This is a genomic window from Thiomicrospira microaerophila, from assembly GCF_023278225.1.
GTDB classification, from domain to species: domain Bacteria; phylum Pseudomonadota; class Gammaproteobacteria; order Thiomicrospirales; family Thiomicrospiraceae; genus Thiomicrospira; species Thiomicrospira microaerophila_A.
The window spans coordinates 1,549,601-1,561,639 of record NZ_CP070959.1 but is presented as its reverse complement, the minus strand read 5'-3'; the positions used below and the strand labels follow the sequence as shown (position 1 = coordinate 1,561,639).

13 protein-coding genes are annotated in these 12,039 nt (G+C 45.4%); 9 read left to right on the top strand and 4 right to left on the bottom strand.

The annotated features are described in order from the left end of the window. Nucleotides 1-52: 52 nt before the first annotated feature. A complete protein-coding gene (locus tag JX580_RS07590; protein ID WP_248849947.1) occupies nt 53-778 on the bottom strand; it encodes an outer membrane protein assembly factor BamD in 726 nt (241 codons plus the stop codon). A gap of 61 nt (nt 779-839) precedes the next feature. Between JX580_RS07590 and rluD the strand changes: the two genes are divergently transcribed. Further along, nucleotides 840-1,889, top strand: a complete 1,050-nt coding sequence (gene rluD / locus JX580_RS07585; RefSeq protein ID WP_283103576.1) for a 23S rRNA pseudouridine(1911/1915/1917) synthase RluD — start codon at nt 840-842, stop codon at nt 1,887-1,889. Beyond that, nucleotides 1,870-2,625: a peptidoglycan editing factor PgeF gene (gene pgeF, locus JX580_RS07580; protein WP_248849946.1), complete on the top strand. Its 756-nt coding sequence runs from the start codon at nt 1,870-1,872 to the stop codon at nt 2,623-2,625. Before rluD ends, pgeF begins: the two co-directional genes overlap by 20 nt. Here pgeF and JX580_RS07575 read toward each other — a convergent pair. Then, nucleotides 2,617-3,216 carry a DNA-J related domain-containing protein gene (locus tag JX580_RS07575; RefSeq protein WP_248849945.1) on the bottom strand — a complete coding sequence of 200 codons (600 nt, stop codon included), beginning with the start codon at nt 3,214-3,216 and terminating at the stop codon, nt 2,617-2,619. The genes pgeF and JX580_RS07575 overlap by 9 nt on opposite strands. A gap of 17 nt (nt 3,217-3,233) precedes the next feature. Next, entirely contained in the window at nt 3,234-3,746 is a 513-nt protein-coding gene (locus JX580_RS07570; protein WP_248849944.1) for a methylated-DNA--[protein]-cysteine S-methyltransferase, read from the bottom strand. A 50-nt stretch (nt 3,747-3,796) separates the two neighbouring features. Between JX580_RS07570 and nadD the strand changes: the two genes are divergently transcribed. From nadD to JX580_RS07545, 5 genes are all read left to right on the top strand, one after another. After that, a complete protein-coding gene (gene nadD / locus JX580_RS07565; RefSeq protein ID WP_248849943.1) occupies nt 3,797-4,462 on the top strand; it encodes a nicotinate-nucleotide adenylyltransferase in 666 nt (221 codons plus the stop codon). Between the two features lie 9 nt (nt 4,463-4,471). After that, entirely contained in the window at nt 4,472-4,837 is a 366-nt protein-coding gene (gene rsfS / locus JX580_RS07560; protein WP_248849942.1) for a ribosome silencing factor, read from the top strand. A gap of 26 nt (nt 4,838-4,863) precedes the next feature. After that, a complete protein-coding gene (rlmH, locus tag JX580_RS07555; RefSeq protein WP_248849941.1) occupies nt 4,864-5,334 on the top strand; it encodes a 23S rRNA (pseudouridine(1915)-N(3))-methyltransferase RlmH in 471 nt (156 codons plus the stop codon). A gap of 158 nt (nt 5,335-5,492) precedes the next feature. Next, the gene (gene rpsT / locus JX580_RS07550) at nt 5,493-5,756 is read left to right on the top strand and encodes a 30S ribosomal protein S20 (protein WP_248849940.1); all 264 of its coding nucleotides are present in this window, start codon (nt 5,493-5,495) and stop codon (nt 5,754-5,756) included. 93 nt (nt 5,757-5,849) lie between these two features. Further along, the gene (locus JX580_RS07545) at nt 5,850-6,416 is read left to right on the top strand and encodes an ATP-dependent zinc protease family protein (RefSeq protein WP_248849939.1); all 567 of its coding nucleotides are present in this window, start codon (nt 5,850-5,852) and stop codon (nt 6,414-6,416) included. On the opposite strand, the gene JX580_RS07540 is transcribed toward JX580_RS07545, so the two are convergent. After that, a complete protein-coding gene (locus tag JX580_RS07540) occupies nt 6,413-8,044 on the bottom strand; it encodes an acetolactate synthase large subunit (protein ID WP_248849938.1) in 1,632 nt (543 codons plus the stop codon). The two genes, JX580_RS07545 and JX580_RS07540, sit on opposite strands and share 4 nt — an antisense overlap. 179 nt (nt 8,045-8,223) lie before the next feature. On the opposite strand from JX580_RS07540, the gene JX580_RS07535 reads away from it, so the two are divergent. Both JX580_RS07535 and murJ read left to right on the top strand, forming a co-directional pair. Continuing rightward, nucleotides 8,224-10,284, top strand: coding sequence for a BCCT family transporter (locus tag JX580_RS07535; RefSeq protein ID WP_248849937.1), 2,061 nt, complete (start codon nt 8,224-8,226; stop codon nt 10,282-10,284). Between the two features lie 75 nt (nt 10,285-10,359). After that, nucleotides 10,360-11,904: a murein biosynthesis integral membrane protein MurJ gene (gene murJ, locus JX580_RS07530; RefSeq protein ID WP_248849936.1), complete on the top strand. Its 1,545-nt coding sequence runs from the start codon at nt 10,360-10,362 to the stop codon at nt 11,902-11,904. Nucleotides 11,905-12,039 lie beyond the last annotated feature (135 nt).

Below are 12,039 nucleotides of genomic sequence, written 5' to 3'. Positions count from 1 at the left end.
GATGTGATCGTAGTGGTGCACCAATTTGAAACTGGTGCACTTTTTTGGTGTTTTACGTTTTGCTATTTAGTTCAAGAATCTGCTGAACGCTACGGGCATTTTCTTCCATGCCGAGTTTTTGGTAGGCAGAGAGCATGAGTTTAAGTGCAGGAATATTGGATTGTGATCTTGGGTAATGTTCAATTACGGCGGTCGCGCGATTAGCTGCAGCCAAATAGGCGCCTCTTTTGTAGTAGAACTGAGCAATTTCCATTTCACGTCGTGCTAGCTGATTGGTTAAAACAACTAATCGCGCCTGTGAAGCTTGAGTGTATGGGCTGTTCGGGAAGCGTTGGATAACCTGCTGATAAGCTCGATAGGATTCCAGTGCTGATTTGGCGTCACGCTGTGCAGGGTCAGTAATGTATTTATCAAGCCAACTACGATTCAGAGAGTCGGAGGCAACGGCTTTAAGATAATGCGCATACGCCAGCTCGGGATGACGAGGGTAAATACGAATGAATTCGTCGAGTTCTCTAATCGCTGACAAGGGTTCATCGTAGCGATAATAAGCATAGGCGAGTTCTAGGTAAGCTTGCTCTGCATGATCGCCGTAAGGAAAGTTTGCCTTCAGTTTTTCATAATATTCAATGGCCATTTTCCACTGCCCACTATCAAACTCGCCTTTGGCTTTTTGATAAAACTCTTCAACCGTCCATTCTGATTCAGGTTTTTTGAAAATTGAAGAACATCCGGTGGAGATACTGAGTATCAGGATAATTGAAAAAATTCTTAGCATGGTTTCTCGGTTACAATAGTAAAATTATTTTTGAATGTTATCACAGATTAAGGAATAGCGCTTGAGTAGTCAAAATTTGTCTGCAAAAATTTCACATGATCAAATGGGTTCGCGTTTGGATGCCGTGTTGGCACAGGCGTTTCCAGACTTTTCGCGTAGTCGTTTACAGGCCTGGTTAAAACAGGGTTTGGTCAAGGTTGATGGTGAGGTGGTCACCAAGCCTCGCCATACTATTTTGGGTGGTGAACTGGTGGAGTTGGATGCACAGCTTGAAGATGAAACCGATATCCCGGCACAGTCCATAACCTTGGACGTGGTGTATGAAGATGAATCGATTTTAGTGCTTAATAAACCAGCAGGCCTGGTGGTGCATCCGGGTGCCGGTAATCCGGATGGCACCTTGATGAATGCTTTATTATATTATGCGCCTAAACTGCGAGAAGTCCCACGCGCAGGCATTGTTCATCGTTTGGATAAAGATACCTCGGGTTTAATGGTGGTAGCAAAAACACTGCAAGCTCAAACGCACTTGGTGGATCAGCTTCAACGTCATGATGTTGAGCGGGTATATGATGCGTTGGTTGTGGGCAATATGATTTCTGGCGGCACGATCAGTAAACCGATTGGCCGTCATATTAATGATCGCAAAAAAATGGCGGTGCGGGTCACCGGGGGTAAAGAGGCGGTCAGCCATTATCGCGTGATGGAAAAGTTTCGTGCGCATACGCACGTTAAGGTTAGTCTGGAAACAGGGCGTACCCACCAAATTCGTGTTCATATGGCCTATTTGGGTTTTCCTTTGTTAGGTGATCCGGTTTATGGTCAGCGCTTGCGCATTCCGCAGAAAATGATGCCTGAATTTGTTGAGCTGCTACAAAACTTTAAGCGCCAAGCTTTGCATGCCGGTGTGTTGAGTTTGACACATCCTAAAACTGGCAAGGTGATGAAATGGAAAGCGCCTATTCCTGACGATATGGCACTGCTGATTGATATTTTGCGTGATGATCAGGTTGATTTTATTGCTAATCGCAATAATGCCTATGACGAAATCGATTATGACTATGATGTTGAGGTCGAATGGGTAACGGACGATGATATTCCCGATTATTGAACCAAATTGGTCGGTGGGGCAAAAAATTCAAGCTTTGACTAGCACGCGCCAAGGCGGTGTAAGTCTGCCGCCTTATGCCAGTTTTAATTTGGCTGACCATGTTGAGGATCAGCCCGAGGCAGTGGCACACAATCGTGCTATTTTGCAGCAGGCTTTTGCGGCTGATTTGAAGTGGGCTTGGTTGAACCAGCAGCACACCACCCATGTTGTCCATTTTAACCAGGCCTGCTTGCAGCCTTGTGTAGCGGATGCGGTCTGGAGTGATCAGCCTAATCAAGTTTGTGCGGTGATGACCGCTGATTGTTTACCTATTTTATTGACCAATCAAGCTGCCAGCTTGGTTGCAGCAGTGCATGCCGGTTGGCGTGGTTTGGCGGATGGGATCATTGCCAAAACACTAGAGACACTTCCTGAGCAGCCTCAAAATCTGATTGCTTGGATTGGCCCTGCGATTTCACAGGCGGTTTTTGAAGTCGGGGAGGAGGTAGTGGACGCTTTCCTAGCCCAATCCCCAAGCTTAAGTCGTTTTTTTGTTGAAAACCCTGCGGCACCGTCGAAGTTTTTTGCTGATCTGCCAGGCATAGCTCAGGATCAACTCCAGCATTTGGGGGTTGATCGAGTAAGCCTGTCCGGTCGATGCAGCTATGGCGATGCCACTGATTTCTTCTCTTATCGTCGTGATGGTCAAACGGGTCGTATGGTTAGTGCGATTTGGTTGAAGGACACGTCAAATTGAGCTTTTTAATACGGCTCTTGCCTGTGTGATTTGCTGAAAATCGTGTTTTTTACCGCCTCGGTCAGGGTGGTGAATTTGGCTAAGTTGGCGAAACTGGCGTTCAATCAGTTCAATACTGAGTATTTGATCATCGGCGATGTTTAATATTCGTTTTGCTTCGATGACCTTATTGGGTTGGTTCGTTGAGAGTCGTAACCAAAAGTTTTCAAGCAAGGCCACAACCTCTTCCGTTTGCGTTTGGCGATAATGCTCAAAATCAAGATAATAGCGTGCTAATGGATCATCAATTTTGAGTTCATTTTCAGTTTTGGCATCCGCTTCGTAAGCTACGGGATGAAATTGGATATTTAAACAGTCGATTTGTAGCCAGCCATGCCCTTGTTGGTACCAGCTTTCTCGCTGACGATAGAGTAGATGAAATAGCAAAAAGTGCGCTTGGAATAATGCGAGCGGTTCTAAGCTGGGACTGAATACCTCATAGCCTTTTGTAGCTAGGCTTTTGAGTAATTGATGCTCAGCAACGCCTTGCGGATCTTGTTGGATGAGTTCTAGCACGCAAGCGAGTAAATCCGGGTGAAAATTATTATCCATTTTGCTTGTCATAAGTATTAAATGCCTTTAGTCCGACAGGCTTCAAACTCAATTTTTTCAGCTGCAAGCAATTGTTTTTTTAAAGCGATGCCCCAAGCATAACCTCCAATCTGACCGTTAGAGCGGATCACTCTATGACAGGGAATAAACCAAGCGATTGGGTTGGCGGCCACCGCATTTGCAACGGCACGCACTGCCTTGGGATGTTTAATTTGATTTGCGATCTCTTGGTAACTGCGTGTCTGTCCAAAAGGGATGCTTAACAAAGCTTGCCAAACATTTTGCTGGAAAGCGCTTCCTGCGGGTGATAAGGAAAGATCTAATGGTAACGGCATGTTTTGGCCTATTTGTTCTGCCAAATCGGCGGCTAGAGGCGTCGAATGTTTAGGGTAGGGGCTGTTAACCCAACCAAATTGACAGCCAATACATTGTTGACCTGACATAGTGATAGTCACAGGCCCAAATCGACTAGCGTAGTAACCGAGGTAGGCATCCGACAGTTGGTTTGGTTTAAGTTTGTTGGTTAACATCGTTTTCGATTCAGGTATAATGCAAGAACAATTTTTTAAAGCATAACATTTTGACAAGGACACGTGTGAGTTTAACCAGGCCTGCTCAGGGTGTAAGCAAAAAAATCGGCATTTATGGCGGCACCTTTGATCCGATACATTATGGGCATTTGCGCCCGGCTTTAGATGCAATGCATCAACTGGGCTTGTCACAAGTTCGTTTTGTGCCTTGTTATCAACCTGTTCACCGTGATCAACCTTCAACTTCTTCTGCATTGCGTTGTCAGATGTTGCAGGCAGCCATTGCCCATCAGCCAGGATTTGAACTTGAACGCTGCGAAATTGAGCGTCAGGGCCCCTCGTTTATGGTGGATACCTTGCGTTTTCTTAAGACGCAATACATTGGTCAGGATCTTGTGTTGTTAATGGGTTCTGATGCGTTTAGCCGTTTTTTAAGTTGGCGGGATTCATCGGGTATTTTGGATTTGGCGAACTTGGCAGTCATGCATCGGCCGGGTGAAAGCCTACCGCAGCAGGGCGAGTTAGCGCAGCTGTTGCATCAGCGTTTAACGACAAAGCTAAATCAGTCTGCTGGGCAAATTATTGAAGTTGAGGTCACGCAATTAGATGTGAGCTCTACACAAATTCGCCACTTGGTTCAACAGGGTGTGCCAATCGAGTTTTTAACCCCGAGAGGGGTGATTGAGACTATTAAACAGAATAAACTTTACATTTAAGGGAAATCAATGGATTTAACAGAGTTAAAAGACCTCGCTTATAAAACGTTGGATGATGGTAAAGCGCGTGACATTCAAGTTTTGGATGTGACCGGGTTATCTAATTTTACAGATTGTATGATTGTAGCAACCGGAACATCAAGCACGCATGTTCGTGCCCTCGCCAGCATGGTTGATCAAGCTTTTAAAGAAGCCGGTGACCCTAGTTTGGGCAGTGAAACCGGTCCGGAACCGGATTGGGCATTGATTGATCATGGTAACTTGATTGTTCATGTGATGACAGAGAGTGCGCGTGCTTATTATGCTTTGGAAAAGTTGTGGGATATGAAGTCTCGTCCAGCAGAGCCAAAAAACGCTTCTGAAGCCAGCAACTAATCAGACTTACCAGGCCTGGTTAATCTATGCAGATACACTTTATCGTTGTGGGGCACAAAATGCCTAAGTGGGTGCAGGAGGGGTATGCGGAGTACGCCAAGCGTTTGCCAAAATCCTGTTCGCTCAACTTAATTGAGTTACCGATGGCGCAGCGGGGTAAAACCAGTTCGGTTGAGCAAAATAAAACGGAAGAAGCCAAGCGAATTCAAGCTGCGATTCCAAAAGCATGTCGTTTGATTGTGTTAGATGAGCATGGACAACAACCCACCACGACTGGGTTATCAAAACATTTAGAAGATTGGTTGGCGGGTGGTCAGGATGTTGCGCTAGTGGTTGGGGGACCCGATGGATTAGATCAATCAATCATTGATCAGGCTGATTGGTGTTGGAGTTTGTCAAAGTTAACCTTACCTCATCCATTAGTTCGCGTGTTAATAGCCGAGCAAATTTATCGTGCTTGGTCGGTGTTGCAGAACCATCCATACCATCGTGAATAATAGGCGTTGTTAATAATAAACGCTTGAAATTAGTGATTTAGTCTGTATAATCCTCCGCATCCTACTCAAACCCTATGGTAATTGACTGGCTGCCTTGTGAATCTGACAGGGTGTAAAACCCAGATTACTTTAGATTTTATAAATTTTGGAGAGCTATTGTGGCCAATTCAGTACAAGCTTTAAAACGCGCTAAACAAGCCGAGAAACGTCGTCAACTTAACGCGTCTCAACGTTCTGCAATGCGTACCTCTGTTAAAAAAGTTTTAGCAGCGATTCAATCGGGTGATAAAGAGCAGGCAAATGTTGCGTTTCGTGCAGCACAGTCTAAACTTGATGGTATGGCACGTAAAGGCCTGATTGCTAAGAACAAGGCTTCTCGTTCTAAGAGTCGTATTAATGCACGTATCAAAGCAATGGCATAATTTTTAAAATTATCCTATTGATTTAAACGATATGCTGAGACCCCCGTTTTTATACAAAAGCGGGGGTTTTTTGTTTACGCTGGGTAAAAGCATTTGAAAATCACATCTCGTTTTCATGGTTTTAGCTTTATTTTGGGGTTTGCCTTTGGCTTACTGCTATGGCTGCTGGTTTATTTGTTGCAGCCGTATAGTGTTGATAAGGTATTGGCAGGCGTTGAGCCTGTATTTTTTGCCAGCACTGAATCTCATCTATTGGCTAGAGTAGATAGTGGGGCGACAACTTCATCATTGAGTGCACAAGACATTGAGATTGTTAGCCAAGACGGGCTTGACTGGGTTTATTTTTCAATCTCAATCAAAGGGTTGCAGCAAGAGCAGCCTGCTATCGATTGGGTCAGACTGCGTCAGCCATTAGTTCGTTATGCTGAGATTCGACAAGCCAATAATGCAAACCCTGTTCGTCGTCCGGTGGTTTTGTTGTGGGTTCAAATTCAAGGTCAGTGGATGGAACTTGAGTTTACTTTAACCGACCGATCTCATTTAAGCTATCCGGTTCTTTTAGGGCGTAATTTACTTGAAAACGGCTGGTTGCTGGATGTCAGCCGACCGTTTTCTAATGATTTTCAGATTCCTAGACAATCGGCACTTGATCGTCATTAGGTAGGGCAAACCATTTCACCCAATTGCTGAGTTAGCTTAAGGTTTTCTGAGTAGTCTACCGGGCAATCAATAATCACTACACACTGGTCTGCAATCGCTTGTTTTAGGGTTGGCAATAATTCATCGGTATGTTCAATCCGATAACCTTTGGCACCAAAGGATTCGGCAAATTTTACAAAATCAGGATTTGCAAATTGAATATGACTTTCACGACCGAACTGATTCAATTGTTTCCATTTAATCAGACCATATTCTTGGTCATTCCAGACCAAAACCACTAGCGCTAGCTTTAAACGTACTGCGGTTTCAATTTCTTGACAGTTCATTAGAAATCCTGCATCACCGGTGACGGCCACAGCCACTTGTTCTGGTTTGGCAAGTTTGGCCGCAATGGCTCCGGGTAGGGCAATCCCCATTGAGGCGAAACCGTTTGAAATAATACAGGTGTTTGGCGCTTGCGCGTTGTACATTCGCGCCATCCACATCTTGTGGGCGCCGACATCACAAATTACGATATCTTCATCTGCCAGTGCGGTGCGCAAATCATGGATGATTTTTTGTGGTTTTACCGGGAAGGCTTGATCTTCGTCGTATTGGTGAAATTGATAATCAATCATTTGTTTTAAATTGCCAATACCATTGTCATCCTGGCGGTGCGCGAGTGCGGCAATGCTTTCAAGGCTTCTGCCGATATCGCCCAGCACACCGGCTTCAAGGATGTAATATTCATCAACCTCAGCCGGTTGGGTGTCGATATGAATAATCTTACAGTTCGGGTTTTTGTTCCATAAGTAAGGATGATATTCGACAATATCATAACCGACGCAAATAACCACATCCGCGCGATCTACACCACAGGCAATATAGTCATGTGCTTGTAAGCCAATCGTTCCTATGGACAGTTCATGGCGGCAGGGGATGGTGCCTTTCGCCATAAAGGTGCTGGCAACGGGAATATTGAGCTTGCTGGCAAACTCAATCAGCGCATTGCTAGCCTTTGCTCTAACTACCCCGTTACCAGCAATAATGACAGGATGGCGAGCATTAGAGATTACATCAGCGGCTTGACGTACCTTGTCAAAGTTAGGTGCTGGAAGGCTTGGACTTTGGCGTTTAAGTGGTTGTTTATCGACTTGCATTTCGGCGATGTTCTCGGGGAAATCGATAAAGCTACAGCCAGGTTTTTCCATTTGCGCTACTTTAAAAGCCTTGCGTATGATTTCAGGAATAATTTCTGGACTAAGAATTTGAGTGCTGTATTTAGTAATCGGTTGGAATAGGTTAACAAGGTCAAGCACTTGATGACTTTCTTTGTGTAGCCTTGTTGTAGCGGCTTGACCTGCAATCGCCACCACAGGCGCGCGATCCATATTTGCATCGGCCACGCCTGTGACCAGATTGGTCGCTCCAGGACCTAGGGTTGATAAGCATACCCCAGCCTTGCCGGTTAGGCGACCATAAACATCGGCCATAAATGCGCCGCCTTGTTCATGACGTGTCAAGATAAACTCGATGTTGGAGTCAAGCAGGGCATCCATTAAATCGAGGTTTTCTTCACCAGGAATGCCAAAAATATATTCGACTTCTTCGTTTTCTAAGCAACGTACCATGAGTTCAGCGGCTTTCATTATCACCTCCAATATTTAGTTTAATACTGTCAAAAGACAGCTTGAATAATAAGGAATTATCATGATTATTTGTAGATTCACTTAGTATCTGTATGGTAAAAAGCGGATAAACTGGCAATCAGCGGGCTGTTTTTGTTAAGGTGTAGCCATATTCTTAAACAAAATGGAACAAATAAATCATGTCTGCTGATTCACTTAATACCTCTACTTGGAGCAAAACCCTTCTTCTTCCGGTTTTTATTCCGGCGGTCAGTGTGATTGTTTTACTGGTTGTGGGTACCTTAGCTAACCCGCAATTAGCCGGTGAAGTGTTTAGTCAAACCTTGAGCCTTATCACCGTCAATTTTGGCTGGTTTTACATGCTAGCCGTGGCATTATTTTTGATTTTTATTGTCAGTTTGGCGTTTACTCGTTGGGGCAATATTAAGCTGGGTGATGACTATACTGAGCCGGAATACAGTTTTACCGCTTGGTTTGCGATGTTGTTTTCGGCCGGTTATGGCATCGCGTTGTTGTTTTTTGGGGTGGCTGAGCCGGTGTTGCATTATGCTGCGCCACCGGAAGGCACGCCTGAAACAGTTGATGCCGCCAAACAAGCGATGGTGATTTCATTTTTCCATTGGGGGTTTCATATTTGGGCTATCTATGGCTTGGTGGGATTAAGTTTGGCTTATTTTACATTTCGGCATCAGTTGCCTTTATCGATTCGCTCAACGCTTTATCCGTTGATTGGTGAACGTATCTATGGGCCAATTGGCCATACGGTGGATAGTTTTGCTATTTTGGCGACGATTTTTGGTATCGCCACCACCTTGGGCTTATCGGTTTCACAAATTAATGCCGGAATGAATTATCTCTGGCCAGCCGTTCCGGTAGGCACCACGGCACAGGTGGTCACGATTGCGGTGATTACTGGTTTAGCAACGATTTCGGTGGTGGCGGGTATGGATAAGGGCATTAAGCGCCTGTCGTTGATAAATATCGCCTTGGCGATTTTGTTAATGCTGTTTGTGTTTATTGTTGGCCCGACCCTGTTTTTATTGGAAACCTTTTTAGAAAATACCGGCAGCTATTTAAGCTCGATCGTTGAACGCACATTTAGCTTGCAAGCTTATACCTCCAGTGATTGGATTGGTAATTGGACCTTGTTTATTTTTGCTTGGACGATTGCATGGGCGCCGTTTGTCGGCATGTTTATCGCTAAAATCAGCCGGGGTCGCACCATCCGTGAATTTGTTTTAGGTGTGATGTTGGTGCCGACGTTTTTTACCTTTATGTGGTTTACGGTGTTTGGTGATACCGCGTTGCATATGATTATGGTGCAGGGAATTGATGAGTTAAAAGAGCAGGTATTGGCGGATCATACCATTGCGTTGTTTATGCTGTTTGAAAACTTGCCGCTGAGCAGTGTCGTTTCGTTTATTGCTGTGTTTTTAATTATCACTTTTTTTGTGACCTCAGCCGATTCGGGGGCCTTAGTAGTGGATTCATTGGCATCAGGTGGTCAGGTCAATACGCCGGTCTGGCAGCGGGTGTTTTGGGCGCTGATGTTAGGTTTAGTGGCTTCTGTATTGCTGATTGCCGGTGGTCTTGGAGCCTTACAGACGGCTTCCATTGTCAGTGCGTTGCCATTTGCGGTGATCATGTTGATTGCGATGCTGGGTATGTGGCGGGCGTTATTGCTAGAAACCAAGCGGGAATTGAGTTTGGTCAACGCCATGCAGTCCGGCAAGCCCGCGCAACCGCGTAGCTGGAAAAAACGCTTGGCAAATTTAATTCAGTATCCTTCGCGTCAAGAGGTGGAGGCTTTTGTGCAGCAGGTGGTGCATCCCAGCATGACACAGGTTGAAAAAGAATTGAATCAGCGAGGTTGGCCAGCTGAGGTTTATTTTGATAACCGGGATTTCAAGTCTCGGATTGAAGTGTTTAAAGCGAATGAGGTCGAGTTTATTTATGAGGTTCGCTTGCGCGATTACGTGATGCCGGGGTTTGCTTATCCTGAAATTGTGCAAGACGAAGCCAATGATCAAAGCCATTACTACCGCGCAGATGTGTTTTTGCGGCGCGGTGATCAATCCTATGATGTCTATGGCTATGAAAAAGAGGAGCTGATTAGCGACATATTGGATCACTTTGAACGTTATTTACAATATCTGCATCATTCACCGGATTTGATGCCGTGGAAAACCGAGCAGCAGCTGGATCAGACCTTGACAAGCGTGTCTAAAGAATCGCAATAATGGCTCAGAAGGCTCGGCGTTAAGGCGGGTTGTTTGGTAAAATCTGCGAAGTTTCGTTAATTTAGTTGAGCCGATTTGAGAAAAATAATTAAAGCCACCGCCACCGTCGGCGGCATGACGATGATTTCGCGGGTGTTGGGTTTTGTCCGCGATATGGTTATTGCACGGTTTTTTGGGGCTTCGGCGGGGGCGGATGCGTTTTTTGTTGCGTTTAAAATACCTAACTTTTTTCGGCGCTTATTTGCTGAGGGCGCGTTTTCACAGGCCTTTGTGCCGGTGTTGGCCGAAACAAAAGAAAAGCGCGGAATTGAAGCCGTTCGGCATTTGGTCGGTGCTATTGCGTTTCGGCTGGGTTTAATTTTATTGTTGCTCACGCTGTTTGGTGTGTTTGGCGCCTCGCTTTGGATGTCGGTGTTTGCGCCGGGTTTTCGCGCTGATCCTGAGAAATTTGAACTGGCCACAGCCATGTTGCAAATCACCTTTCCTTATCTGATGTTGATTTCACTCGTCGCCTTGTCGTCGGCGTTAATGAATACCTACAATAAGTTTGCTGTCCCGGCCTTTACCCCGGTTTGGTTAAATTTAGTGCTGATAGGCTGCGCTATTTGGTTGGCACCGCATTTGGAGCAGCCCGTGATGGCGCTGGCCTGGGGGGTGTTGCTGGCGGGTATTGTGCAACTGATGTTTCATTTACCGTTTTTATGGCAGATGGGGTTGCTTCCATCGCCTACGGCTAAATCGGATCCCGGTGTCGGTGAAGTTAAACGTTTGATGTTACCCGCATTATTTGGGGTATCGGTGGCGCAAATTAATTTGTTGGTCGATACGATTTTGGCGTCGTTTTTAGTCACCGGCAGCGTATCTTGGTTGTATTATTCCGACCGTTTAATGGAGTTCCCGCTTGGGGTGTTTGGTGTGGCCTTGGCCACCGTGGTGCTCCCCGGTTTATCAAAAAAAGCCGCGAATGCTGATTGGGAAGGCTTTAAACAGGATTTGGATTTTGCGCTTAAGCTGGTCGCGCTGATTGCCTTGCCCGCGATGGTAGGCTTGTTTTTACTGGCGCAGCCGTTATTAGTCACGCTGTTTTTCTATGGCGAATTTACCGCGTTTGATGTGCTGATGTCGAGTCAGAGTTTAATGGCTTATTCGCTCGGTTTACTCGGATTTATATTGGTTAAAGTCTTAGCTCCTGCGTTCTATGCACGTAAAGAAATGAAAACCCCTGTAAAAATTGCGGTGGTGGCGCTGGTTAGCAATATCATTTTGAATTTGATTTTAATCGGGCCGTTAGCGCACGTTGGTTTGGCGTTGGCGACGTCAATCTCAGCGATGCTGAATGCAGGCCTGCTTTATTACTTTTTGCTCAAGCAGGACGTTTTTAGTCTGCAAACGCCTTGGCGCGGGTTTAGTTTACAGGTTGTGTCAGCGGTAATAGTGATGGCGGTTGTCTTAATTTTGCTTAATCCAGGCCACCAGGCCTGGTTATCATTTACTGCAGGTCAAAGGGTTGTTGAGTTATTGATTTTAATCTTATGTGCGATTTTGGCTTATGCTGCAACCTTGATTTTACTTGGCTTTAGGCCTCGACGTTTTATGGATCAATTTAAAGCGAAAGAATGATCTGGTTACATCCCGCATTCAAACGGTTATGATTGCGTTTTTGATATTAGTAAATGCACTTTAAGCGACTGATTCGTGGGTTACACAATTTGAAAAGGTTTTGGCCTGAATTTGCAGCCGGCAGGGTGGTCACCA